The organism is Pandoraea capi, assembly GCF_902459735.1.
Lineage (GTDB): Bacteria > Pseudomonadota > Gammaproteobacteria > Burkholderiales > Burkholderiaceae > Pandoraea > Pandoraea capi.
Genome location: NZ_CABPRV010000011.1, coordinates 121,815 through 144,293 on the forward strand (window position 1 = coordinate 121,815; position 22,479 = coordinate 144,293).

General features: G+C 64.1%; 15 protein-coding genes, 1 tRNA gene and 2 riboswitches. Of the genes, 6 read left to right on the forward strand and 10 right to left on the reverse strand.

Translation table 11 applies throughout. The annotated features are described in order from the left end of the window. Positions 1-5: 5 nt before the first annotated feature. The 7 genes from PCA20602_RS20630 to PCA20602_RS20660 all read right to left on the reverse strand — a co-directional run bounded on the left by PCA20602_RS20630 (position 6) and on the right by PCA20602_RS20660 (position 11,345). On the reverse strand, positions 6-1,421 hold the full coding sequence (locus PCA20602_RS20630) for an alanine/glycine:cation symporter family protein (protein ID WP_150722791.1): 1,416 nt from the start codon (positions 1,419-1,421) through the stop codon (positions 6-8). 269 nt (positions 1,422-1,690) lie between these two features. Further along, on the reverse strand, positions 1,691-3,541 hold the full coding sequence (locus PCA20602_RS20635) for a hypothetical protein (protein ID WP_150722792.1): 1,851 nt from the start codon (positions 3,539-3,541) through the stop codon (positions 1,691-1,693). 214 nt (positions 3,542-3,755) lie between these two features. Continuing rightward, complete coding sequence (locus tag PCA20602_RS20640) at positions 3,756-5,159, reverse strand: L-serine ammonia-lyase (protein ID WP_150722793.1); 1,404 nt, start codon at positions 5,157-5,159, stop codon at positions 3,756-3,758. Between the two features lie 141 nt (positions 5,160-5,300). After that, a complete protein-coding gene (gene gcvP, locus PCA20602_RS20645; RefSeq protein WP_150722794.1) occupies positions 5,301-8,228 on the reverse strand; it encodes an aminomethyl-transferring glycine dehydrogenase in 2,928 nt (975 codons plus the stop codon). A 110-nt stretch (positions 8,229-8,338) separates the two neighbouring features. Further along, a complete protein-coding gene (gcvH, locus tag PCA20602_RS20650; protein ID WP_150722795.1) occupies positions 8,339-8,722 on the reverse strand; it encodes a glycine cleavage system protein GcvH in 384 nt (127 codons plus the stop codon). Positions 8,723-8,796: 74 nt separating this feature from the next. Beyond that, on the reverse strand, positions 8,797-9,903 hold the full coding sequence (gcvT, locus tag PCA20602_RS20655; RefSeq protein WP_150722796.1) for a glycine cleavage system aminomethyltransferase GcvT: 1,107 nt from the start codon (positions 9,901-9,903) through the stop codon (positions 8,797-8,799). A 188-nt stretch (positions 9,904-10,091) separates the two neighbouring features. Further along, positions 10,092-10,204: riboswitch (glycine riboswitch) on the reverse strand. A gap of 8 nt (positions 10,205-10,212) precedes the next feature. Continuing rightward, positions 10,213-10,309: riboswitch (glycine riboswitch) on the reverse strand. 79 nt (positions 10,310-10,388) lie between these two features. After that, positions 10,389-11,345 carry a hypothetical protein gene (locus tag PCA20602_RS20660; protein WP_150722797.1) on the reverse strand — a complete coding sequence of 319 codons (957 nt, stop codon included), beginning with the start codon at positions 11,343-11,345 and terminating at the stop codon, positions 10,389-10,391. Between the two features lie 430 nt (positions 11,346-11,775). Between PCA20602_RS20660 and PCA20602_RS20665 the strand changes: the two genes are divergently transcribed. Together PCA20602_RS20665 and PCA20602_RS20670 are read left to right on the forward strand one after the other, a co-directional pair. Beyond that, a complete protein-coding gene (locus PCA20602_RS20665) occupies positions 11,776-13,881 on the forward strand; it encodes a UvrD-helicase domain-containing protein (RefSeq protein WP_150722798.1) in 2,106 nt (701 codons plus the stop codon). Between the two features lie 516 nt (positions 13,882-14,397). Further along, positions 14,398-15,174 carry a metallophosphoesterase gene (locus PCA20602_RS20670; RefSeq protein ID WP_150722799.1) on the forward strand — a complete coding sequence of 259 codons (777 nt, stop codon included), beginning with the start codon at positions 14,398-14,400 and terminating at the stop codon, positions 15,172-15,174. Positions 15,175-15,370: 196 nt separating this feature from the next. On the opposite strand, the gene PCA20602_RS20675 is transcribed toward PCA20602_RS20670, so the two are convergent. Then, entirely contained in the window at positions 15,371-16,267 is an 897-nt protein-coding gene (locus tag PCA20602_RS20675) for a c-type cytochrome (RefSeq protein ID WP_150722800.1), read from the reverse strand. Between the two features lie 392 nt (positions 16,268-16,659). Between PCA20602_RS20675 and PCA20602_RS20680 the strand changes: the two genes are divergently transcribed. Further along, a tRNA-Arg gene (locus PCA20602_RS20680) sits at positions 16,660-16,735 on the forward strand. 1,377 nt (positions 16,736-18,112) lie between these two features. Here the strand turns inward: PCA20602_RS20680 and PCA20602_RS20685 are convergent. Both PCA20602_RS20685 and PCA20602_RS20690 read right to left on the reverse strand, forming a co-directional pair. Further along, positions 18,113-18,646 carry a hypothetical protein gene (locus PCA20602_RS20685; protein WP_069344521.1) on the reverse strand — a complete coding sequence of 178 codons (534 nt, stop codon included), beginning with the start codon at positions 18,644-18,646 and terminating at the stop codon, positions 18,113-18,115. Next, positions 18,646-19,410 carry a flagellar basal body L-ring protein FlgH gene (locus PCA20602_RS20690; RefSeq protein ID WP_150722801.1) on the reverse strand — a complete coding sequence of 255 codons (765 nt, stop codon included), beginning with the start codon at positions 19,408-19,410 and terminating at the stop codon, positions 18,646-18,648. The genes PCA20602_RS20685 and PCA20602_RS20690 overlap by 1 nt, the downstream gene beginning before the upstream one ends. Before the next feature lie 348 nt (positions 19,411-19,758). Between PCA20602_RS20690 and PCA20602_RS20695 the strand changes: the two genes are divergently transcribed. The 3 genes from PCA20602_RS20695 (at position 19,759) to PCA20602_RS20705 (ending at position 22,293) form a co-directional block, all read left to right on the forward strand. Further along, entirely contained in the window at positions 19,759-20,871 is a 1,113-nt protein-coding gene (locus PCA20602_RS20695; protein WP_150722802.1) for an ATP-binding protein, read from the forward strand. 135 nt (positions 20,872-21,006) lie between these two features. Further along, positions 21,007-21,825, forward strand: a complete 819-nt coding sequence (locus PCA20602_RS20700) for a response regulator (protein WP_246182270.1) — start codon at positions 21,007-21,009, stop codon at positions 21,823-21,825. A gap of 42 nt (positions 21,826-21,867) precedes the next feature. After that, positions 21,868-22,293, forward strand: a complete 426-nt coding sequence (locus tag PCA20602_RS20705) for a hypothetical protein (RefSeq protein ID WP_150722803.1) — start codon at positions 21,868-21,870, stop codon at positions 22,291-22,293. Positions 22,294-22,479 lie beyond the last annotated feature (186 nt).

The window sequence follows — 22,479 nt, forward strand, 5'->3', positions numbered from 1 at the left end:
TCACTTCACCAGACGTCCTTGGGCAACCGCTCACGCAGTTCGGGCGGCATGGCGTCGCGCGTGAAGACGGGCTCCGCGACACCCGCCTTACGTTGGCGCTGATAGTCGTGCCACGCGACCCGCGCGTACTTCATCAGCAATCCGATCGCCACGAGGTTGATGAACGCCATCAACGCGGTGCCGACATCGGCCAGACTCCATACCATCGGCAAGCTCGCAACCGAGCCGAGCATGACCGCCAGCAACACGAAAGCGCGGAAGATGTTGAGCAGCCAGGGGCGTTGCGTCATGTAGTCCATGTTCACCTCCGCATACGCGTAATTGCCGAGCACGCTGGAGTAGGCGAGGAAAAACACGGTAATGCCGGTGAAGACGACCGCCCACTCGCCGAAATGCGTGGCAAGTGCGCGCTGTGTCAGCACCGATCCTTCCGGCGCAGCGCCCGGCACGAACTGCCCCGAAAGCAGGATCATGAAAGCTGTGGCGGAGCACACTACGATCGTGTCGAAAAACACGCCGAGCATCTGCATCAACCCCTGCTGAACCGGATGCTTCGTCGTCGCCACCGCCGCCGCATTCGGCGCACTGCCCATGCCGGCCTCGTTCGAGAAGAGTCCGCGCTTGACCCCCATCAGCACGGCCTGACTGACGGCATATCCGGCGATGCCACCCGCCGCAGGTTCCAGCCCGAAAGCATGACGCCAGATCATCGCGATCATGTCCGGGATCTCGTGGATATGCACGATGCAGACGAACGCTGCAAGGCTCAGATAGGCGACGGCCATCACGGGCACGATCCATTGCGCCATCCGTGCGACACGTCGCACGCCACCGTAGATGATCGGCGCTGTGAGCAACACCAGTGAGATACCGATCCACTGACGCTCCCAGCCAAACGACGCTTCCAGCGCTTCCGCAATCGAGTGCGACTGCACGGAGTTGAGCGCAAAGCCGAATGTGTAGAGCAGTGCGATGGCGAACACGATCCCGAACTTGCGCGATCCGAGGCCGAGTTGGATGTAGTACGCCGGACCGCCCCGGAAGGTGTCATCGCGATGCGGCACCTTGAAGATTTGCGCGAGTGTCGACTCGACGAACGCCGACGCCATACCGAGCAACGCCGTCATCCACATCCAGAAAATCGCCCCGGGACCGCCAATGGTCAGCGCGACGGCAACCCCGGCGATATTTCCGGTACCGACACGACTCGCCAGCCCTGTCGCGAAGGCCTGAAACGGCGAGATGCCGCCGGTGCTGCCCGACTTACGCAACAGGCAAACGCTGTGCGCCAACGCGCGGAACTGTATGCCGCCGAACCGCAAAGTGAAGTACAGACCTGCGCCGAGCAACGCGATGACAAGCGGGTAACCGGACAACACCCCCCCGATGGCATCGACCATCGATTTGAGCCAACTCTCCATAGCGATCGTCTCCTGTCGTCATTTCGAACAGCCTCTGTCCCGTTGAGGAAAAGGAGGCAAGGGAAGGAGAATCGCAAGAATCGAGCAGATTCGACAGATAGACGCGGCACTTTGCGCTTTTTCCTATCTGCGGATCATTCCTGGACGACGAGCAATAAAAAAGCCGCTCGGCATTCGCCGGGCGGCTCAAAGACAAGGCAAGGAGACATCGATGTGTAGATTAGCGGGGGAATGTGACTGTCATATGACGCTCATGCAACGCGCCGAGCTCACTTGATGACGTCCTTCCTGTCCCAGATCTCGCTCGGACTGCCGGCGAACATGGTGTTGATCTGACGCATGAAATCCGGACTACTGCTACCGTGGAACGTCGGAATAACCTTCACCCCCGAGTCACCGCTGCGAATCCCTTCGATAGCGCGTTGCTTCGTTTGGCCTCCGGGGTGACTGATCCAGCCAATGGAGAATTGGGAGATGTGTTTCGGCTCGTAGGCGAACACGGAAAGATTTTCCTGCCGGGTGACCAGACACAGGATCTTCCGTGACCTGTTGGCACGGGTGTTGATGAGCGCGCGCGCGTCTTTAGCGAACGAGACACCATCGAAGTAGTTGGAGAACTGGATGCGTCCGTCGCTCCAATACCTGTCCGTATAAAGGTGACCACGCCTCTCCCATTGGTCTGAGTTCTCGGGGTGACGAGAATCCGAACAGCCGAGCGCCCCTTTGATTTCGATGAGTGCGAGGTTGTCGGCGCGCACGCGGTTCCGACCACGGTTGTCGAGCCTTGACCCGTCAACCGGGATTTCGGCCAGCCAGAGCTGATTGCCTTGACGGGCCACGTCGGTGATCTCCTCCACCAGCTTGGTCGGCACATCCGTCACGCTTCGGGGCATGCTCGCAAGTTGCCACACCCAGGCATTGTTGCGGAACTGGCACGACAGCACTCTGCCGTCTGTATCCAGACTGATCCCATTGACGCTGCAACCGCCGCCCTCGATCGCGAGCTTATCTTTTTCGAACTCGACGATGCCTCCCATCGCCTTGAGTTTTTCTGACCGGACAGAGTCCGCCAACACCTCCTCCGCAGAAACCTTCTTCGCATCGTCGATGTCGTTGCCCGCCATCTGCAACTGGCCGCTCACCATGGCCCCCTTCTCGTCAGCGGATAAAGCACCGACCGTCGCGCTTTTCGCGGTCACCGTCTGCATGGAGAGTTTCCCCGAGCCTTCGATGTCTTTCGCACCGACGATGTCGCTCTTGGATTGCAGATTCAGCGTGCCATTAAAATTTGCGTCAGCCCCAACATCCAGCGAGCCCATCCTCAGATGTCCGTTGCCCTCGATATTCCCCACCCCCGCAATGTTGTGCCTAATGGGCTCGTTGGATGCGTCTTTCGCCTCCGCATCCGCAAAATTCAGATCGCCCGACATGGCGCGTGATCCGTCGCGTGAGACCGTATTGTTGAGATCCTTGGTCTGAGAACCGCCGCGCATGGCGAGCAACCCCGCAACGCCTCCTTTCGGATTGACGATCGGCAACACGCCCTCGGCCTGATCGATGAATCGGATCTGGCCCGGGTTACCGGACGTGGACAGACCACCGTATGTCCCGATCTTGCGTGCTGCAATGCTGGACATGTTGATGTCCGCGTCGGACGAGTACGTCTGCCGTATCGGTTCGGTCAGGAATGTCAGCGTTTCGATCCGACAGGCGTCCTTCACTTCGCACACGCGGTCGACGTGAATCTCGTACTGCCCCACACCGGGCGGCGGTTTGTCCGAGACGCCCGGCAGCCGCAACGCCTGAATCAACGTTGTGGCGTTCAGGTTCTCGAGGCGGACGCTGTTATCCGGCAGCACTTTGCGCCGGAACTCGACGCCGTTGATCTGGAGCGCATCCCCTCCCTTGCCCGACAGCAACTTGTCGATTTCCCCGTGATGCTTGACCGTGAACGTCTCGACGGCATTGCCGATGGTTTTGAGCGATTCCCCGATCCGCTCCGCCCGCTCGATGCGCATCTGGCGTGCCTGCTGAACACCCCAGAACGTAATCAGCGCACCCACGACAGCCACCGCAATCGCGGCAGACACCAGGAAAATGCCGGATTGTTTCCTTCGCATTGACCACCCCCTTTGAGAACGGCCGCCGCGACCTTGGACACCGGTGACGACGGCGGCTGAAAAATCCCGACATTCTCTGTGAGGGCACTCCGGCAAGCTTTGGCATTTGTGCGGCGAGTCTCTTGCGAGGTCACCAATTCGAAAGGCGGATCGCAAAAAACAAAAGCCGCGGGACTTTCGTCACGCGGCTCTCGTCGGTATCGACGTCAGGCCATCAGCACTCGACGATATTCACCGCCAGCCCGCCACGCGCCGTTTCCTTGTACTTCGTCTTCATGTCGGCGCCGGTTTCGCGCATCGTCTTGATGACGGAATCGAGCGACACATAGTGCGCGCCGTCGCCGCGCAGCGCCATACGGGCCGCGTTCACCGCCTTGACCGACGCCATCGCGTTGCGCTCGATGCACGGAATCTGCACGAGGCCGCCGACCGGGTCGCACGTCAGACCCAGGTTGTGCTCCATGCCGATCTCGGCCGCGTTCTCGACCTGCTCGACCGTGCCGCCGAGCACCGCCGCGAGCGCGCCCGCTGCCATCGAACACGCCACGCCGACTTCCCCCTGACAGCCCACTTCCGCGCCGGAAATCGACGCATTGAGCTTGTACAGGATGCCGATAGCACCGGCGGTGAGCAGAAAGTCGATCACGCCCTGCTCGTTCGCGCCGTGGACAAACCGGTCGTAGTAATGCAGCACCGAGGGGATGATGCCTGCGGCACCGTTCGTCGGCGCGGTCACCACGCGCCCGCCTGCGGCGTTCTCTTCGTTGACGGCGATCGCGTACAGGTTCACCCAGTCCATCACCGACAGCGGGTCGGACAGCGTGCGCTCTGCGCGTTGCGTCAGTTGACGGTACAACTCCGGCGCGCGACGTCGCACGTGCAACGGCCCCGGCAGTTCGCCGTCGGCTTCGTCGTTGCCAATACCGCACCCGCGCGTCACGCACGACTGCATCACGCTCCAGATGTTGAGCAAGCCACGACGGATATCGTCTTGCGCGTTCTCACCGTGATGCCAGACCAGTTCGTTTTCCCACATCAACTGGGCAATGGTTTTGCCGCTCGCGCGGCACATCTCCAGCAATTCCTTGCCCGTGCGGAACGGGTACGGCAACTGATCGTGCGCCGAGAGCACCTGCGCATTCGACGCGCCCGCCGTCACCACGAAGCCGCCGCCCACCGACAGATAGCGCCCTTCGCGCAGCTTGTTGCCCGCGCCATCGAACGCATGGAATTTCATGCCGTTCGGGTGCTCGGCCATCGCCTCGCGACGGTAGAACACCATGTGTTCCTTCTCGACGAATGGCACGTCGTGCTTGCCGAGAATCGAGAGCGCCTTTTCCTTGCGCAGCGTCGCCAGACGCGCGGCAATCGTCGACGGATCGACGGTATCGGGCGCCTCGCCCATGAAACCGAGCAGCACGCCCTTGTCGGTGCCGTGGCCCTTGCCGGTGGCCCCGAGCGAGCCGTACAACTCGGCGCGCAATGTCGCCACCTGCGGCAGCAATCCGTCGCGCTCCAATCCCTGCACGAACATCAGCGCTGCGCGCATCGGCCCCACGGTATGCGAACTCGACGGTCCGATACCGATCTTGAACAAATCGAAAACTGAAACGGCCATGACGCTTTCCTGAAGTTCTGATACGTTTTTGTGACGCCTCGAATGCCACCAGTCTGGCGCATCCGCGTGACATCCATAGAGACAAAAAGGGGCCAGCAATGTTTCTGCCGGCCCCCGTTTGTCGAATCTTCGCGACGTCTGTTACTCGTAGTCGCTCATCGGTACGCAGGCACAGAACAAGTTCCGGTCGCCGTAGACGTTATCGGCACGTCCGACCGGCGGCCAGTACTTGCGCTCACGCAACGCCGCCACCGGGTACGCCGCCTGGCTGCGCGCATACGCGTGCGTCCATTCGTCGGCGGTCACCACGGCGGCCGTGTGCGGTGCGTGCTTGAGCGGGTTGTCTTCGCGATCGGCGCGGCCTTCTTCCACCGCGCGAATTTCCTCGCGAATCGTGACCATCGCTTCGATGAAACGATCCAGTTCGTGCTTCGATTCCGACTCGGTCGGCTCGACCATCAGCGTGCCCGGCACCGGGAAGCTCATCGTCGGTGCGTGGAAACCGAAGTCCATCAGGCGCTTGGCCACGTCGTCTACCGTGATGCCGCTGGTGTCCTTGAGCGGACGCAGATCCAGAATGCACTCGTGCGCCACCAGTCCGCCCGGTCCCGAGTACAGCACCGGGTAGTGCGGCGCGAGCTTTTTGGCGAGGTAGTTAGCGTTCAGGATGGCCGTCTCGGTCGCCGCCGTCAGGCCCTGTGCGCCCATCATGACAACGTACATCCACGAGATCGGCAGAATCGACGCCGAGCCGTACGGCGCCGCCGACACGGCACCGATGCCGTGCGCATCACGTGAGTAGCCCGTCGAGCGCTGGTTCGGCAGGAATTGCGCCAGATGCGCGCCCACCGCGACCGGGCCGACGCCCGGGCCGCCACCGCCGTGCGGAATGCAGAACGTCTTGTGCAGGTTCAGGTGCGAGACGTCGCCGCCGAATTCACCCGGCGCACACAGGCCGACCATGGCATTCATGTTCGCGCCGTCGACATACACCTGACCGCCGTTGGCGTGCACGATTTCGCAAATCTGACGCGCGCCGGCTTCGAACACACCGTGCGTGGACGGGTACGTCATCATGATCGCGGCCAGGCGCTCGCGATGCTGCTCGGCCTTCGCTTGCAGGTCGGCCAGATCGACGTTGCCGTTCGCGTCGCACGCGACCACCACGACCTGCATGCCGGCCATCTGTGCCGATGCCGGGTTGGTGCCGTGTGCCGACGCCGGAATCAGGCAGATGTCGCGATGCGCTTCGCCGCGCGACGCGTGATACGCCTGAATGATGAGCAGACCCGCGTACTCGCCCTGCGAACCGGCATTCGGTTGCAGCGAGACGGCGGCGTAGCCCGTGGCGGCCACCAGCATCTGTTCGAGCTGATCGATCATCGAACGATAGCCGACGGTTTGCGTGGTCGGTGCGAACGGGTGGATCTGACCGAACTCCGGCCACGTCACCGGCAGCATTTCCGAGGTGGCGTTGAGCTTCATCGTGCACGAACCCAGCGGGATCATCGTGCGGTCGAGCGCCAGGTCCTTGTCCGACAGGCTGCGCAGGTAACGCAGCATTTCGTGCTCGGAGTGATAACGGTTGAACACCGGGTGCGTGAGGTAGGCGCTCTGACGCGTGAGCGTCACCGGGAAACCGTTCGTGACGGTGGCTTCGATGGCGTCGAAGTCCAGCGAGACTGCGCTCTTGCCCAGGCCTTCGGCGACCACTTCCCACAGCGCGATCACATCGGCGCGCGTGCTGGTTTCGTCGAGCGACAGACCCACGGTGTCGGCATCTTCGCGACGCAGGTTGAAGCGGCGCGCAGCAGCCACGGTGTGGACGGTGTCGGCACGACCGGCGACGGGCACCGTGAGCGTGTCGAAGAACGTAGCGTTACGCGGCGCGGCGCCCAGCGCGGTGAGACCGGCAGCCAGCACGGCCGTCAGACGATGCACACGCTCGGCGATGATGCGCAGGCCTTGCGGGCCGTGATACGCGGCGTACATGCTGGCCATGATGGCGAGCAGCGCCTGCGCGGTACAGATGTTCGACGTGGCCTTCTCGCGGCGAATGTGCTGCTCGCGCGTTTGCAGCGCCAGACGCAGCGCCGGCTTGCCTTGCGAATCGACCGACACGCCGACCAGACGGCCCGGCATCGAGCGCTTGAGTTCGTCGCGCGTGGCCAGATAGGCGGCGTGCGGGCCACCGAAGCCCATCGGCACGCCGAAGCGCTGGCTGTTACCGACGGCCACGTCCGCACCCCACTCGCCCGGCGGCGTGAGCAGCGTGAGCGAGAGCAGGTCAGCGGCAGCGATCAGCATGCCGCCCTTGGCATGGATGGCGTCGGCCAGCGCGCGATAGTCGCGCACGTCGCCGCCGACACCCGGGTATTGCACCAGCACGCCGAACGCATCGACTTCGGCGGCAGCCGCAGCCGGGCCGACCTGCACTTCGATGCCGAGCGGCCTGGCGCGCGTCTGCACCACTTCGATGGTCTGCGGCAGCACGTCGTCGGCCACGAAGAACGTGTTCGACTTCGACTTGCCGGTGCGCTTGACCAGCGTCATCGCTTCGGCGGCGGCGGTCGCTTCGTCGAGCATCGACGCGTTGGCGATCGCCAGACCCGTCATGTCGATGATCATCTGCTGGTAGTTGAGCAGCGCTTCGAGGCGGCCCTGCGAGATTTCCGGCTGATACGGCGTGTAAGCCGTGTACCAGGCGGGGTTCTCGAGCACGTTGCGCAGGATCACGCCCGGTGTGAACGTGTTGTAGTAGCCCTGACCGATGAATGATTTGAAGACCTGATTCTGGTCGGCGAGCGCGCGCAGTTGCGCCAGCGCCTGCGTTTCGGTCTTCGCGGCGGCAAACTCGCCGAGCGACGTCGAGAATTGCGTACCGTCGCGACGAATCGAGGCGGGCACGACGGCGTCGATCAGCGCGGCGCGCGACGCGTAGCCAAGCTCGGAGAGCATGGCCTGTTGTTCGGGGGTATCCGGGCCGATATGGCGCGCGGAGAAGTTGTCGCGCTGCTCAAGCTCGGCAAGCGAGCGGCGCGAGGCATGCAGGTCGTTCAAAGCATTCATGGGTCAGATCTCTCGTTCGATCACGGCAAGTGACGGCGGGGCAATATCGGTAAGATCGGTAAGTCAGCGGCACCGGGGGACCGAAGCCCTCCCGGCGCCGTGTGTCGGCATCAGCCGCCGATCTTCGCCGCGTATTGCTCGGCGTTCAGCAGCTTGTCCAGCTCGGCCGTGTTCGACGGCTTCACGCGGAACAGCCAGTTGCCGTAGGCGTCGCCGTTGATCAGGTCCGGCGAGCCCGGCACTTTCTGATTGACTTCGATGATCTCGCCGCTGACCGGCGAGTGCACATCGGCAGCCGCCTTGACCGATTCGATCACGGTCGAGGCTTCGTCGGCGGCGACCGTGCGGCCGACGTCAGGCAGCTCGACGAATACGATGTCGCCCAGCGATTCCTGTGCGAAGTCGGTAATGCCGACCGTCACGGTACCGTCGGCTTCGAGGCGGGCCCATTCGTCGGACTCGGTGTACTTGAGGTTATCGGGGATGTTCGCCATGTTGACGCTCCGGGATTCAGTGTTTGGGGTATTCGGTTTTCGGTAATTCGTGTCGCCGCACCGTGGCGCCGATCTCAGGCCACCACGGCCTTGCCGTGACGCACGAACGGTAATTTGACCACACGTGCGGGCAATTGCTTGTCACGAATTTGCACATGCACGGTCGCACCGTCCGGCACGCCCTTGGGCAGACGGGCGAAAGCGATCGATTGCTGAAGGCTCGGGCTGAAGGTGCCGCTGGTGATTTCACCGTCGCCTGCGTCCGTCACCACGACCTGATGCGCGCGCAGCACGCCGCCCTTGCCGTCGAGCACGAGGCCCGCGAAGCGCCACGTCTGGCCGCGCGAGAGCAGCGAATCCTTGCCGACGAACGTGCGCTCGCTTTCCTTCTCGACGGTCCAGGCAAGGCCGGCGTCGAGCGGCGACACGTCGTCGTCCATGTCCTGACCGTAGAGGTTCATGCCCGCTTCCAGACGCAGCGTGTCGCGCGCGCCCAGACCGGCCGGACGCACGCCGACTGCAACCAGCGCCTTCCACAGCGCCGCCACGTGGTCGGCATTCACGATGACTTCGAAGCCGTCTTCCCCCGTGTAACCGGTGCGCGCGATCATCAGCTCACCGAAGGCGGTGTCTTTGGCGAACGCAGCGTTGAACGGTTTGAGGGCTTCGCTCGCGGCCTGGCTGCCCGGCACGGCCTGCCAGACTTTGGCGCGGGCGTTCGGCCCCTGCACGGCCACGATCGACAGATCGCGGCGCGGGGTGATCGTCAGGCTGTAGTCGCCGTGCGCGTTGAGCTGACCGATCCACGCGAGATCCTTGTCGGCCGTACCGGCGTTCACGACGATGCGGAACCAGTCTTCAGCGATGTAATAGATGATGAGGTCGTCGATCACGCCGCCGCTCGGGTTGAGCATGCAGGTGTAGAGCGCCTTGCCCGGGGTTTGCAGCTTGTCGACGTTGTTGGCGACGGCGAAGCGCAGGAATTCGCGGCAGCTCGGGCCGTGCAGGTCGACCACGCACATGTGAGAGACGTCGAACATGCCGGCGTCGGTGCGAACGGCGTTGTGCTCTTCGATCTGGGAGCCGTAGTTCACGGGCATGTCCCAGCCGCCGAAATCGACCATGCGGGCGCCGGCAGCGCGGTGCGTATCGTTAAGCGGGGTGCGTTTGAGTTCGGTCATCGGGGCATCTGGCCGTCAGGCATCAAGGTTCATGAATTCCGGAAGATGTCGCCCCGCGAACCGCGAAAGCCACGCGCGACGCACCGCCCGAAAATGCAAAAAGGGGTCATCTCGACGACCGGCACTTGGCGCAGACAACTCATACGGCGCGTGCTGATGCACTTGCCCTGCGCAATGCCAGTTGGCGAGATGACCCCTCTGTCCTTGGTACCTGAGAGATTGCCCGGTACGTACTGACCGGCCCCTTCGGTGGGTTGCCCGCGTGTCTCGCACACGGCAACCGCTCTCCAGAGATCGAAGGCGATGCCCTCGGCGCGGCCGGTCCTTGATGCCTGAGAGTTTATGGGTATTACCCCTTCGGCGGCGCCGGCATGTGCTTCCCGGCGCGCTCTCCCGACCACGCTCGCGCACTTTACGGGGAAAGCCAAAGGCTGTCAATTTGCCGTAAATACGGTCCGGTTTTCCATACCTTTGGCGTCATGCCGTCAGCGCGATTCGCCGGGATTCGTGCCCGCCGGGCAGCCGTCCTTGCCCCAACGTCCGTTGCACACGGCCCAGATGCAGCGCTGCTTCGATATCACCTCGAACCAGCGATAGCGTTCGCATTGCGCAAGCGCTGCCGCGATCGTGGTGACGGCGGACGGCGCGGAGGCGACCGGCGAAGACGTTGGCGGCGGCGCCTCGGCCGCCGCGATCGGGCCGATGTCGCCGCCGTCGTAATGCGCGGGCAGATCGGCATTCGCGGTGGGGCGTGCGGTGGTGTCGGTGCCTTCGCGCCGGCTGAGCAATTGCATCATCTCGTCGGGCGCCGGTTTCGTGGCGGGCGGCGCAGACAGCGTGGTCGCGGCAGCGGTCAGGGCAGCCGTTGCGGCAGATGCCGAGAGCGGCGGCGGACTGACCGCACTGGCCGTGGCGGCCACCTCGGCAGCCGCGTCGGAAGCGGCGGCGTCCACGGCGGCGAGCGCCTGTGCACGCGCGGTCGCGGCGGATGCCTGACTGGTCTGATTGGCCTGATTGGACGGGCCGCCCTGCTGCGGCGTCACGACCGGCGCGTCGTTACCGGAATTGAAGGGTGTGACGGCGAGCCCGCCGGGCGGTTTGGGTACAGGGTCGACGTAAGGGGCGCGCAGATTCCACCAGATCCCGAGCAGGGCGATGGCCGCGAAGATGGCCGTCGCGATGACGAGTGCGCTATTGAGCCAGCCGGGCTCTTCGTTCGTCTTGTTCGCCTTGCCGCTGCGATGCCTCGCGCGCCTGGCAGCAGGCGACGCCGACGACGAGGTGTCGGCCGCTCCATCGTCGGCACCGGGCGACGGCGCACCCAGCGAATCGATCACGCCGATGGCACCGACCGCGCCGGCAGTGCCGGCCGCGGCGCCGGTGACGCCGGCCGCCGCAGCGGCACCCAGACCGTCATCCCGAAAGCCGGGTTCGGCGTCCATGAGTGTTGCGCCGCACTTCACACAGTGCAGCGCGCGCGTCGCATTGTTCGTCCCGCAGGTTGGGCATTGCACGGCGACCTCACCACGATGGCAACGTTCTTCATTATAGGCACCCGGTCGGCGTCGACGCCAGCACGTCCCATGACGTCGGCGGCCGCCCGTCGCGTCGACCCCACAGTCGACACTACACAGATGACACACGTTGGCAACGCCCTCGGCGTGTCACGGCGGCGTGCCACCTGCGTGATAGACTTGCCCACCACCCGGCGCATGCCCGTCAGTCGCCCGTGAGCCCTTGCCCCCGAGCACATGAGCCGCTTCCCATGAAGCGGCTGGACGTTCGGAAGACGTCGAGGTCGCGGGCCCCATCAGGCATGCCGCACGCGGCCATCGCTTTCGTTGTCGCTCCTCGTTCCCATCGCGTCACACCATGTCGTCCTTTCCGCTCAACCCTGCCCAGAACGAAGCCACGCACTATTTCGACGGCCCCTGCCTCGTGCTGGCCGGCGCGGGTAGCGGCAAGACACGTGTGATTACGCAAAAGATCGCGTGGCTCATCGAAGCGAAGGGTTTCGAGCCGAAGCACATCGCCGCCGTGACCTTCACGAACAAGGCCGCCGCCGAAATGCGCGAGCGCGTGGCCAAGCAGCTCGAAGGCAAGACACTCACCACGCCGGGCAAAGAGGGCCGCAAGGTTCCCGTCAATCAGCTCACCATCTGTACGTTCCACTCGCTGGGCGTGCAGATTCTGCGACGCGAAGCCGAGAACGTCGGACTGAAGCCGCAGTTCTCGATTCTCGACGCCGACGACTGCTTCGGCCTGATTCAGGAGCAGCTCGGCACCACCGACAAGGCGATGATTCGCGGCGTGCAAACGGCGATCTCGCTCTGGAAGAACGGCCTCGTGACTCCGGAAGTCGCGCTGGCCGCTGCCGAGACGGCCGACGAGCATCAGGCCGCCCTCGTCTATCGCAACTACATGGCGACGTTGCAGGCGTATCAGGCGGTCGATTTCGACGATCTGATCCGCCTGCCCGCCGAGCTGTTCGAGCGCGACGAGGAAGTGCGCGATCGCTGGCAGAACAAGCTGCGCTACCTGCTGATCGACGAGTACCAGGACACCAACACCTGCCAGTATCTGCTGCTCAGACTGCTCGCCGGGCCGCGTGCCGCGTTCACCGCCGTGGGCGACGACGATCAGGCGATCTACGGCTGGCGCGGCGCCACGCTGGAAAACCTCAAGCAGTTGCAGGTCGACTTCCCGACACTCAAAGTCATCAAGCTCGAACAGAACTACCGCTCGACGTCGCGCATTCTGACGGCGGCGAACAACGTGATTGCGAAGAATCCGAAAATCTTCGAGAAGAAGCTCTGGAGCGAACACGGTCTCGGCGATCCGATCACCGTCACCGCCATGAACGACGAAGAGCACGAAGCCGAGTCGGTCGTCTTTCGCCTGTCCGCCCACAAGTTCGAACGCCGCGCCGAGTTTCGCGATTACGCGATCCTCTATCGCGGCAACCATCAGGCGCGCATCTTCGAGCAGGTGCTGCGGCGCGAGCGCATTCCTTATGTGCTCTCCGGCGGTCAGTCGTTCTTCGACAAGGCCGAAATCAAGGACTTGTGCGCATATCTGCGCCTGCTCGCCAATCCGGACGACGACCCGGCCTTCATCCGTGCCGTGACGACACCGCGGCGCGGTGTGGGCAGCACCACGCTCGAAGTGCTCGGCAGCTTCGCGGGGCAGGCCAAGGTGTCGCTGTTCGAAGCTGTCTACATGGGGGCGGTCGAAGCGCGCTTGCAACCGCGTCAGCTCGACCCGCTGCGTGCATTCTGCGACTTCATCCAGCGCATTGCGGCGCGGGCGGCGCGCGACCCGGCCAACGAGGTCATCGACGACCTGATGGAAGGCATTCACTACGAGGCGTATCTGTACGACACGTTCGACGAGCGTCAGGCGCAGTCGCGCTGGACCACCGTGCTCGAATTCCTCGAATGGATGAAGCGCAAGGGCACCCGCAGCGAGACGTCGGCCACCGCCGAAGGGCTCGATTCGCTCGACGCGGACGACGACGCCAAGAGTCTGATGGAACTCACGCAGACCATCGCGTTGATGTCGATGCTCGAAGGCCGCGACGGCGACGATCCCGACGCCGTGCGTCTGTCGACACTGCATGCATCGAAGGGATTGGAATACCCGCACGTGTTTCTCGTCGGCGTGGAGGAAGGTATCCTGCCGCACCTTCGTGAGGACGAGGAAGTCACCGCCGAGAAGATCGAGGAAGAACGTCGGCTGATGTATGTCGGCATCACGCGCGCGCAACGCACGCTGCAACTGTCGTGGTGCAAGAAACGCAAGCGTGCCCGCGAGACGTACTCCTGCGAAGTGTCGCGCTTCGTGCCCGAGATGCAACTCGACGAAGCGCCGCCCCCGCCGCCCGAAGACGCCCCGATGTCGCCCAAGGACCGTCTCGCCAGTCTGAAGGCGATGCTCGCCGGCGGCGCGAACAAGACACCGTCGTCGTCCGGCGTCTGAGTCTCCGAGCGCCCGGCGCCCGCCTCTGCGCACAAACGAATAGCCCCCGCGTACGGGGGCTGGTCTGAGGAACGGCGACGTCCTTACCGGGGCTGTCGGCGGCGGCAGGCGCGCCGTGAAGCCAATGCTGGCTTACTGCTGGAAACGCTACTTGCCACTACCCGAAGACGTCTGGTCACACGCGGTGGCCGGGCTCGACGCCACGACAACGCCCGCAAGACCGGTCAAACAAAGCAGGACTGCCACCATCAGTTTTCGCATAGGCTCGCCTCCTCTCGTCGGATGAAATCAGTTGAAGTTTCACTATAGGAGCGCATCCTTTCGAAGACAAAGATATCTTGACCATCGACGCAGCGCGGGTGATAGTCGGTAAAAAACGGGCGAAACATAACGCAAATCGCGTTGATTTCGGCCCAATGCCCACACCTTCCTGCCGCGTCCGGCCATCCGATGCCCGACGCTCACCGCGGCGACGCGTGTGCGGCACCGATCCCCAAGTTTTGTGGAGCGTGGTGCGTGAGACTGCATATCCTGTCCGACCTGCATTTGTCCGTGGCGCCGCTGGCCATTCCCGACGTCGAAGCCGATGTGACGATTCTTGCCGGCGACATCAGCCGTCCGGCGCAAGCGATCGAATGGGCGAAGCAATTGCCACGCCCCGTCATCTACGTTCCCGGTAATCACGAGTTCTACGGTGCGACGCTCGCCGGCACGCTGGCCGAATTGCGACGTCTGACGGTGGGAAGCAACGTCCATCTGCTTGAGCGCAGTGCGTTGACGTTGGGCGGCGTGCGTTTCGTGGGGACGACGTTGTGGTCCGATTTCGCGCTGTACGACGCCGAGGGCAAACATGACGCCGTGGTCGAGGAGTCGCAGAAGTTCGTGCGCGACTTCACGCGGATTCGCATCGGCGACCCGGCCGCGCCGTGGTCCGACCTGCCCTTCTTCACGCCGGACGATTGCGCGGCGCTCTGTCGCGAGAACGTCGCCTGGCTCGCGCGAACGCTGGCCACGCCGCACGACGGCCCGACGGTGGTCGTCACCCATCACGCGCCGACACCCCAGAGCATTCATCCGCGCTTTGCGGGATCGCTCGTGAATCCGGCATTCATTTCGGATTTGACCTCGCTCATCGACCAGTCCGATGCCGTGCTGTGGGTGCACGGCCATACGCATGATTCGTTCGATTATCGCGTTGGGCACACCCGGGTGCTGTGCAATCCCCGTGGCTATTGCTTCGAGGGACGTGTGGAGAATCCGGCGTTCGATCCGCAGATGATCGTGCGCGTCTGAGCGTTCGTCTGCGTGTTCGTCTGAGACACGCATTGCGCGCCCGGACGGTGGCCCGGACAGGCCACGACCCCGGCTGTCGGTCTGGCCGTCGGACGTGAGGTACGCCGAAAACGTGAGCCAGCGTCGAAACGAAAATCCCCGCCGAAGCGGGGATTTTTTATTGCGGGATCGCCGATGGCGACGGCAGGCGCGGCGCTTACTTCGCGGCGCTCACCATGTAGTCGACGGCAGCCTTGACGTCGTCATCCGACGCACCTGCCGCGCCGCCCTTGGGCGGCATGGCGTTCAGGCCCTTGATGGCCGCATTGTGCAGCGTCTCGATACCGGTGGCGATACGCGGCGCCCAGGCGGCCTTGTCGCCGAACTTCGGCGCGTTCATCACGCCACTGGCGTGGCAGGCCATACAGACGGTGTCGTAGAGCTTCTTGCCGGCGTCGAGATTGCCGCCGGCGCTGGCCGCGGCGGGCGCCGCAGTCTTGAGCGACGCCATCGCGGCGGCGGCCGCAGCCGCACTACCGGCGTCCGCCCCCGAAGCTGCGGCCGGCGCCCCCGAGGCGGGCGCGGCAGCGCCGGGCGCCGGTTGGGCCGGCTGCGCCGGTTCCGGCAGCTTGCCGCCCGAGGCGTTCGCCATATAGACGATGGCGCGGCCGATCTCGTAGTCCGTCACGTCGTCCGGGCTGGTGCCCCCGCGCGCGGGCATGGCGCCTTTGCCGGCCAGCGCGATCTTGAGCATTTCGTCGTAACCGGGCTTGATGCGAGGCGCCCAGTCTTCGGTGGAGCCGACTTTGGGCGCGCCTGCGGCCCCGGAGGCATGGCAGGCCGCGCAAACCGCTTTATAGAGTTGTTCCCCGGTCTGGTAGACGCGCGGTGCGTTGGCATCCTTGATCTCGACGTGGGCCACGGGCGCGATGCGCTCGGCGATGGCTTTTTCGGTCATGGCGGAACTGCCGGCACCGGTCAGGGCGTTGTTGCCCACGTAATTGACCAGCAAGACGATGATGACGATGGGAACGAGAAAACCGGCAATGATGGCGGCGATGAGCTGCTTGGGTGTTTTGATCAGGGACTCGTGCTCGTTATGTGCTTCACTCATGCGGGATCTCTCAATAGTTTTTGTGGAAACCGAGTGCATCACACCGGATAGCTCGCATGGGAAGCTGGCACCATCCAGTCAAAATAACGAACCATTGTAGCAACAAACCCTCGGCCGATGACATGCCAAGGCGGTGCGCAGACGCCGCAAAAGTCCCGTATTTTCCCTAACTTACGCGAAAGCCAAAGCGGTGTTCCGCGTGCTTTCTGCGCAAAATGCGGCCGCGTTGCATGCACAGCAAAACCGCGCCCGATGGGCTTCCGATAGAGAATTGCCGCATTGTGGGGCATGGGAATGCACGGGGCATGGACGTCACGCGGCAAAACCGCTATGCTTCTACCTCTTTGCCTGCCGGTACGCGCGCTCGCGCATTCCCATCGGTGGTCAGCTTAGCGCCCGTAGCTCAGGGGATAGAGTATCGGCCTCCGAAGCCGAGGGTCACTGGTTCGATTCCAGTCGGGCGCGCCAATCTGCATCGTACGTTCCCCTCACCGGTTCCGCCCCAACCTTGTCGGCCATTGGGCGAATCTCGAAGGCTGTCGACGCCCGTGCGTGCCACGATCTGGCATCCGGTCGATGGCCCGGGGGACGATCCCGATCGTCACGATGCTTCGACGACAACGCGTAGCGCGCCATCCGCTCCCGACCAATGTGGCGCATGGATATTCGTTCGAACCTCCCGATTTTCTCCCAGAGCTTCTTACCCACACCGGCCGACGGCTGGGTCTCACAACCCGTTGCGCCCGCTGCCCGGCCCCGCCTCCCAGGAAAGCCCGTTCGCCAGCACCGGGTCTCATGTCGCCTTCGTCCGGCCTAAGCCCGTACCTGATGTCGCCCCATCTCGGGATCGACGGCATCGCCCGCACGGTTGGAATGCGCGCACGCGACGCCAGATTCCCTGAGCTCGCAGTGCAAGACCTGGCCGCCGTCTCCGGCGCCAACCCGGCGAATGTGAACCGACATGCACTCCGACAGGCGCGTGGACTGACGGTCAACAGGGCAGCGATCAGGCATTGAACGCGGGGCTTCGACAAGCGTCGCCGTCCGGCCCTTTCGCGGAGCCACCGGCGTCGCCTGTCGGTCGATATGCCGGCCGACATGACTGGGAGAGCAACATTCGATACGCGATGCGTCTGTATCTGACATGTCCAACGTTGACGCGAACAGAGATTGAAACGCTATCCGGCGCGACGCAAGCGCAAATGGATCGTCATCCGGTGTTTCACAAAGCGCACAGATGCACGCCAATCGGATCAAAGCGAACTACGCCGATCTGACCTGTGAAGAACTCGCCTATCTGGTCGGTTGCAGTACCTACTCGTTGAAATATCGCTTTCCCGACGTTGTCTCGCGGGGCGAGCCGGTATCGATCACGGCCCTCCCCGCAAAAAGGGAGGGTGAGAGCTATCGTGACCATGCGTTTCGAATTTTGCGGGTCCGATCCCCACATCCGATTCGCTGCACTCGCCAGGCTCGTCGGGACAAACGAGTCGAATCTCCGGGTCGACCCGAGATACTTCACCCTCACCCCCGCATTGCAAAACGTTCTCATGGCAACGCCACGACAACCGGACGAGACGAGATCCGATCACGCACGCCAACTGCATCGCCTGCATCCGACGCTCACGCCCACGCAGATCGCGAAGATCACCCGACTGGACGTCAGTAACGTGTGCAACATCATCAAACGCGCAGGTGCCCCGCATGGGCGCAGGAGGCGAAGACGTCCCGAACGGGTCATGCCGACCTTGCACGGCAACACGCCAGCGCCATCGCCTGTCCGGCACATTCACGCGTCGTCGCTCACGGGTAGCGCCAACGCGCATACCGAATACGCCACGCCCGTCAGAACACCACCAACCGATCCACAAGCTGCGCCATGCGCGAGTTCGACGCCGACCACGACTCCACCGTCGACGAGCGCCCATCGAAATACACCGTGTTGATGACGGAGCCGTTCTGGCTGAGGGTGAGCGTCGCGTAGGCCAGGTATTCGCTGGGCGCGTTGCCCCACAAGGAATTGCGCCACGCGCGACGCACGTTGTAATTGAGCACGACGCAGCCCGTGGGCCATGTGCCCGGACTGTAGATCGTGCTCACGATGCCGTATGCCCTCAGCCGCCCCTGAATCGCCGGCAACAGATCAGAGATGCCGTCCGACGGCAATTCGATGCACATGTTGTGCGAGAGCAATTCCGGCGCGGCCGCCTGCGTCGGCGGGGAGATCGACGGCAACTGGTCCGAGAGCACCACGCCCGTCGAGACCATCGTGGCGGCCACCTGTGCGGCGATTACCGGGGCCGGGGTGGCAAAAAGGCAGCCGCCCAGGGTCACGCTGGCCACAGCCGCCAGCGCCAGCACCATCGCGAGGCGCTTCATCAGAATGGCGAAACGTCGAGCAGAATCGATTGCAACCAGCCGCCGTTGCTGCCATCGGCAGTCTGACCGGCATCCACGCGCGCCACTTTGGCCTGCCCGACCTTGCTCGACGCCACCACGTTGGCCGGCGAGATGTCGAACTTGTTGACTACCCCGGTGAAGCGGAACGTCTCCATGTTGCGGCCCTGCATGACCTGCTTTTCTCCACCGACGACGTAGGCCCCGTTAGGCAGCACCTCCACGATCGCCACGGCAATCGTGCCGGTCAGCGCTGAACTCGACGTATTCGTGCCGTTGCCCTTGAAGCTGCTGGCCTGCTGGCCGATGTTGAACCAGCGCTCGAGCACCGAGTCGGCGCCGTCGGCCTTGGCGCTCTTGGCCGTCGCGCTCGCGCTTCGCGAGGTATCGCTCTGCGATTTGCTGCTGCCGGTCGAGTTCTCCGACACCGCAATCGTCAGCAGATCGCCGACACGATGGGCCACGGGCGTCTCGAACCAGTTCGTCGCCGTGGTCGGCTGGTAGATCGAGCCGGCCGTCTGGACGTTGGCCACACGCGGCATTGGCATGACGGCCATCGGCGTGGCCGTGACCTGCGTGCTGGCGCATCCCGAGAGGACGGCACTCGCGCCAAGGAGGCTCGCGATGGCCACGCACGTCGCCTGCCGCGCTCGCGCGCGGGTCACCCCGGTCATGACAGGGACGAGAACGGCACGCAGGCGCACGACACCCGCGAGCGGGCGCGCAAGGATCGACGGTTTCGACATGGTGAGGCGCCCCCGCGCCGGTCCCGGATGCCGTATCCGGATGTCTTTCGAAAGAGATGAACGATGAGCGGCCCGACGCACAGCGGCACGAAGCGTCGGAGGAGAACGGCTCGGCGGCCAGTCTCGTGATGGATAGTAAGAACCGGGCGTGCAGCCACTGCGCACAAATAGAGGAAAATTTGTGGAGGCCCGACGCGCCGGGCTCCGAAGCTGAGAGAATGGCGCGCCGACCTTGGCAGGGGCGTCCGCGCCCGCCAGATCAGCCCCGTTTCCCCTGTCGTTACCCGCGCGTCCGGCCCGGCTGTCCGGCGTTGCACTTAGCGAGACTTAACGAGACTCACCGAACGCATGAACTCAGGCATCACCCGCAAGCTGTTCCTCGCGATCTTCGCGACGGGCCTGGTCACGATGGCGGCCACGACGGTCGTCGTGCGCGCCGCCATGACCGGCCACGGCTGGCTGCGCGGCGACAACCTGATGTACCTGACGATTCTCGGCATCGCACTGCTCGGCGCCATTGCGTTGCGGGTGGCGCAACGTCTGCTCGTGCCCGTCACACCGTTACTGGAAGCCACCCACCGCATGGCGATGGGCGATTACAGCGTGCGCGCGCCCACGGCCGGCGCAGACGAACTCGCCCGGCTGGCCGTCGACCTGAACCGTCTGGCCGACACGCTCGCGCGCAACGATCAGGTGCGCCGCAACCTGCTCGCCGACATCTCCCACGAACTGCGCACACCGCTCTCGATTCTGCGCGGCGAGATCGAAGCGATGGAAGATGGCGTGCGCCCGCTCACGCAGGACGCCCTGGCGTCGCTACGCGTCGAAATTTCGCAACTGTCCAAGCTGATCGACGATCTCTACGAACTCTCGCTCTCGGACGTGGGCGCACTGACCTACGAGTTCGCGCCGGTGGATATGACCGAGCGCGTGGCGACGTCGGTGGCCGCCTTCCGCGACTGGTTCGAGGCCAAGGGCATCGGGCTGAACGTGCACCTGCCCGACGACACGCTTTTCGTGGACGGTGATCTGCACCGTCTCACGCAACTCATCGGCAACCTGTTTGAGAATTCGTTGCGCTATACCGACGGCGGTGGCGCGGTGCGTGTCTATTTGTCGTCGACACAGGCACAGTTACGGCTGGAGATCGAAGACTCCGCGCCCGGCGTGCCCGACGATGCGCTGCCCCGTCTGTTCGAGCGGCTGTTCCGCGTGGAAGCGTCGCGCAGCCGGCGCAGCGGCGGCGCCGGTCTGGGGCTGGCGCTGTGCAAGCACATCGTCGAAGCGCACGGCGGCCAGATCGTCGCGCGGCACTCGCCCCTGGGGGGACTGGCGCTGTCGATCACGTTGCCGCGTCATCACGACGCGGCCATCCCTACCCCTTCATCGACCTGCGCACTGAGCGCGGTCTCGAGCTGTTTCAGTACCCAAGCCCTGACGACCCTGACGGCTTTGAGTTAAGCCTGCCCTCCATCGATCCCTATGCAGAGCCTTACGCACACGCAGCCCGTTACGTCCCCGGTGGTCGCATCCGGGCCGGTATCCCTGTCGTCGACGGCGTCGCCCGTCGCCGCCCCCATGACGTCGATCACGTCGATGGCGTCAGCGCCGCCCGCGACGGCACTGGCCGACAGCGCGCCGATCCTGATCGTCGAAGACGAGCCGAAGCTCGCCGCGCTGCTCGCCGAGTACCTGCGCGTGGCAGGCATGCCCTGCCGCATTCTCACGGACGGACGCGACGTGCTGCCCACGGTGCGCGTGACGCAGCCGCGCCTTGTGCTGCTCGATCTGATGCTGCCGGGTATGGATGGCCTCGAAGTGTGCCGCGCCGTGCGCGAAATCTCCGAAGTGCCGATCGTGATGCTGACCGCACGCGCTGCGGAGACGGATCGTCTGCTGGGTCTGGAACTGGGTGCCGACGATTACATCTGCAAGCCGTTCAGCCCGCGCGAGGTGGTCGCGCGCGTCAAGGCCATTCTGCGGCGCGTTCGGGGCGCCGCCGCGCCGGTGGCCACGACCGCCAACACCGCAGCGACCCCGCAAACACCCGCGCTGGTCATTGACGCCGTGCGTCACCACGCGAAACTCGACGGTCACGAATTGCCGCTCACGCCGGTCGAACTGCGCCTGCTCGCCACGCTGGCCAGCCATCCCGACAAGACCTTCCCGCGCGCGCATCTGCTCGACCGGATGTACGACGATCACCGCGTGGTCGCGGATCGCACCGTCGACAGCCACATCAAGAATCTGCGGCGCAAGTTGCAGGCGATCCGGCCGGACGAGGAAATCGTGCGCTCGATCTACGGCGTGGGCTACCGGCTGGAGTTGCGCACGGATCGTCCGGGCACGGCGATGCCGGCCACGCGGCAAGTCGTCGCGGCTATCGACAATCCGGCTGCGGCGATGCCAGAATAGGCGCACCCGCGCCATCGCGGGGATCCATTGAGGAGAATGTCGATGCCACGCTGCACCGCCACGCTACCCCCGATGTTCCCGATGTCCCCGAGCCGCATCACGCGGCTCACGCACTTCCGATCTCTGCTCAACGCCACCGTCGCAAGCGCGCTACTCGGCGCCAGCGGCTTCGCCATGGCGCAAACCCCGGTGTGCTTCGACAGCGTCGGTCGCGCCCTTCCTACCGAACAATGCTCGCAAGCCGCCCGCGATCAGGCCGCCGCACAACAGGCGACCGCCAGCGCGGCGGAGCCCTCGAAGCGCGAGCATTGCAAGGCGCTCGCCGACAAGATCGCCAGCACACCTGACAAACCGGTTTACAAGCGCGATCAACGTGTCGATTCGCCCGCGGGCAATCGCGTCGACATTCCTACACGCACGAACCCGCGCAAAGCGCTCAAAGAGCAATACATGCGCGAGTGCACGTAGGCGGATGCCTACAATTTGACGAAAGATAGCGGCAAGTTAACGAAATTTATCTCGCTATTTTCTTGACAATGCCGATAGAGACCGCATAATCGACGTCACGCCGATGCGAAGTCGTCCGCGCTCGCGACCCCGCGAAATCGCGAAGTGAGCGACACGCTACGCCCTCTGGCCGGTCGATCAGGAAGC